3 protein-coding genes are annotated in these 2,949 nt (G+C 62.6%); all 3 read right to left on the reverse strand.

The features are described 5' to 3' along the window. Positions 1–520 (reverse strand): 5-bromo-4-chloroindolyl phosphate hydrolysis family protein (locus tag FY112_RS00755; RefSeq protein WP_151517385.1); only part of this gene is annotated, 520 nt, incomplete at its 3' end. 7 nt (positions 521–527) lie between these two features. Further along, positions 528–2,096 carry a substrate-binding domain-containing protein gene (locus FY112_RS00760; protein ID WP_151517387.1) on the reverse strand — a complete coding sequence of 523 codons (1,569 nt, stop codon included), beginning with the start codon at positions 2,094–2,096 and terminating at the stop codon, positions 528–530. Between the two features lie 14 nt (positions 2,097–2,110). After that, on the reverse strand, positions 2,111–2,949 hold an 839-nt coding region (locus tag FY112_RS00765), incomplete at its 5' end, for a toxic anion resistance protein (RefSeq protein WP_151517386.1).

A 2,949-nucleotide genomic window follows, 5' to 3' on the forward strand; every position in this document is an offset into this window, starting at 1 on the left:
CGAAGGCCTCTTCGAGCTTGACCAGCACGCCGCGCACCTCTTCCAACTGCTTGGGGTCTGGAACGCGCTTGGCCTCGATCACGGCAAAACCTTCCGCCACCTCGGCGGCACGCGGCAGATAATAGGAGAGGAACCGCCGTACCGCATTGGCGCTCTCGGGCTTGGCCTCGACCTTGCGAAAGACATCGGCGGCAATTTCGGCGAGATGCCGGACTGCGGCTGCCATCTGACGATCGCTTATCGTGTCGGCGGCAGTCTCCAGCCTCTGTGCAAAGGGAACGGCGGCCTCTAGCAGGTCGCGGGCAAAGGCGACGCGCCCGCTGCCGATGCTCTTGATATCGAGGCCTTCGAACAGCCGGCGCGGCGCGAGCAGAATGACGAGGCCGGCAAAGACCAGAAGGGCGATGATGGCGGCGATCCAGAAGGGCATGCCGGCTGCAAAGCTCAAGAGCGGCACGGTGATTGCCGCAGCCAGTCCCGCCACGATCCAGTTGCCGTCATTGCCGAGCCAGTTGCGCATGCCTGTCCTAATTGTAGCCTCGCGCGGTGCGGAAGGCGGTGGCGAGATCCGAACCGCCATCGAATACGCGCGCCGAGGTCAGCTTGGCGAGACTGTCGAGCTGGGTCTTGTCGGCATCGCCGAATGTGATGCCGAAGATCGGCACATGCGGCTCCATCGCCTTCCATTCTCTGGTGAAGGGCTGGCTTTGATCATCGGACTTGCCGTCGGTCATGATGACGATGGCAGGCAGATAAGTCGAGAGCCCGTCGGTTCGGGCAATCTGCTGCAGAGCCCGTGCGGCGCAGGCATACATGTTCGTGCCGCCATTGGCCTTCTGCCGGGAAATCTCGTTCAGCAGCCCCTCCTGCTCCAGCGGATTTCCACTCGCCATGAAAGTGTTGCGCACGCTGCCGTCGAAGGGAATGACGATGATCTGATCGGCGGGCGACCATTGCACCAGCACCTTGCTCGCCTCGTCGGGCGTCAACAGGAAACGCATCGCCTTCTGCAGCTGATCCTCGCCGTCACCCTGCATCGAACCGGAAAAATCGAGGCAGAGCGCGGTCAGGGACGGTTTGCGCAGCGCGGCCTGATAAAGGTTGAGCGCCTGGCGGATGACGCCCGCCTCCGGCATGCGGATTGCCGTCACCAGCCGGGCGGGATCGAAATTCCAGCTTGGCTCCGGCTTTGCGGCAACGCCGGTCAAGGGAATGCGCCGGCCGGTATCGGCGATGCGCTGCTGCACGGGGGCCGAGCTCAGATAGGCGAGCAGATCGTTGAAGAAGGTCTGGACTTCAGGCCCGCGGCCATGATCGACGAAACCGATAGGCGAATCCGCCATGGCCACACCATCGGCCGGATAGATCGCGTAAAGCGGTTCCTGCGACAGGGCGGCGAGCTTGTCGTTGGTTTCCTTCAGCACCGCCTCGTAATTCCACATCGCATCATAGATCGTGCCCTTGCCGGCGGATTCGACATAGAGATCGGCAAGCCAGCCGGAAGAGCCGGAAGAGCGCACGACACCTGACAGCAGCGACCGGACGCTCTCCTGGACGTGTTTGTCGTCGAGATCGCCGGGCTCGAACACCGGCTTGTTGCCGAGCGCGCTCGACAGCATGGCAAGATAGGCGCTGGCGCCCGAATTGGATTGCGTCGCCGAGGTCATCAGGAACTTCAGCGACCCGCTCTCGACCGCAGCGAGAATGTCCTTCATGAAGACGTCCTTGCCGATCCAGCCGAGCTGCTCGGCCTTCGACCTGCGCACGCCCAAGACCACCGGCGTCTGGGCGATCGAGGTCAGGCTCTTGACGCGGCGCTTGGTGTCGAACATGTCGACCCAGACGCTGGAGGCCGGCCAGACCGCATCCTGCGCGACGCCCTGGTCACTCTGCAGCGCCAGACCGATATCGAGCGTGCCTTCATACTTGAAGGTGCAGGTGGCGTTCTTCTGCTTGCAGAATTCTTCGACGATCGGCTGCAGAACGGTGTTCTCCGATCCCGATACGATCGAGAAATCCGGCCCCTGGCCAAAGGGATTGCAGCCGGCAAGGGGCAGAGCGGCAAGAAGTGCCAGGCCTGAAAGCAGTGCTCGCATCGTCATCTTGCCGATCACGCTTGGGTCATCGCCTTCTTGAGTTCGATCGTCATCTGCTCCATCTGCTGTTCGGCGAGCGCCCGCTTGCGGCGTCCCTCCTCCTGAACCTGCAGCACGCCTGATATCGTATCGATCAGATCCCTGTTCGCCTTTGCGAGCGTGTCGATATCGACGATGCCGCGCTGCGACTGCTGCTCGATTGATATCGCCTGGTCCTTCATCATCTCGGACGCCTGGCGGATCATGTCGTTGGTGGCGTCGGTCACCGCCTTCTGCAGGTCGAGCGCCGATTTCTGCCGCGTCAAGCCGAGCAGGATCACCATCTTCTGCTTCCAGGCCGGCACCGTCAGCGCCGAAGTCGCCTGCAGATTCTCGATCAGCGTCTCATCGCCCGCCTGAACGATGCGGATCTGCGGCAATTGCTGGATGCCGAGCTGACGGGCCTGCTGCAGGTAGAAGACCCGCTTTTCCAGCCGGTCGAGCGCCTGCAGGCTGTCCTGATAGGTCTGTGCTTCCAGCATGCCGCCGCCGGGGCCGGTCGCCGCCGCCTCGGCTTGCGCCTTCAGCCTCGGCAGATCGACGCTGCGGAAACGCTCGGCGAAAGTCTTGCCGGCCTGAACATAGGCCTCGAGCCGCATGATCGATTGCCTGGTTTCCTCATGCAGGTCGTCGAGCAGCGCAATGTCGCGCCTTAGCGTATCCTTATGGCGGTCGAGCTCCAGGCCGATCCGGTCGATCTGGCCGGCCACGTCTTCGAACTCCGCCTTGAAGCGTTCGAGCCTGGCCTTGGCCGAGAGAAACATGCGACTGAGGAAACCCTTATCCTTCAGCGATGCCGGATCGAGGCTTTTCG

The sequence above is a fragment of the Rhizobium sp. PEPV16 genome (assembly GCF_008919455.1).
Taxonomy (GTDB): domain Bacteria; phylum Pseudomonadota; class Alphaproteobacteria; order Rhizobiales; family Rhizobiaceae; genus Rhizobium; species Rhizobium leguminosarum_Q.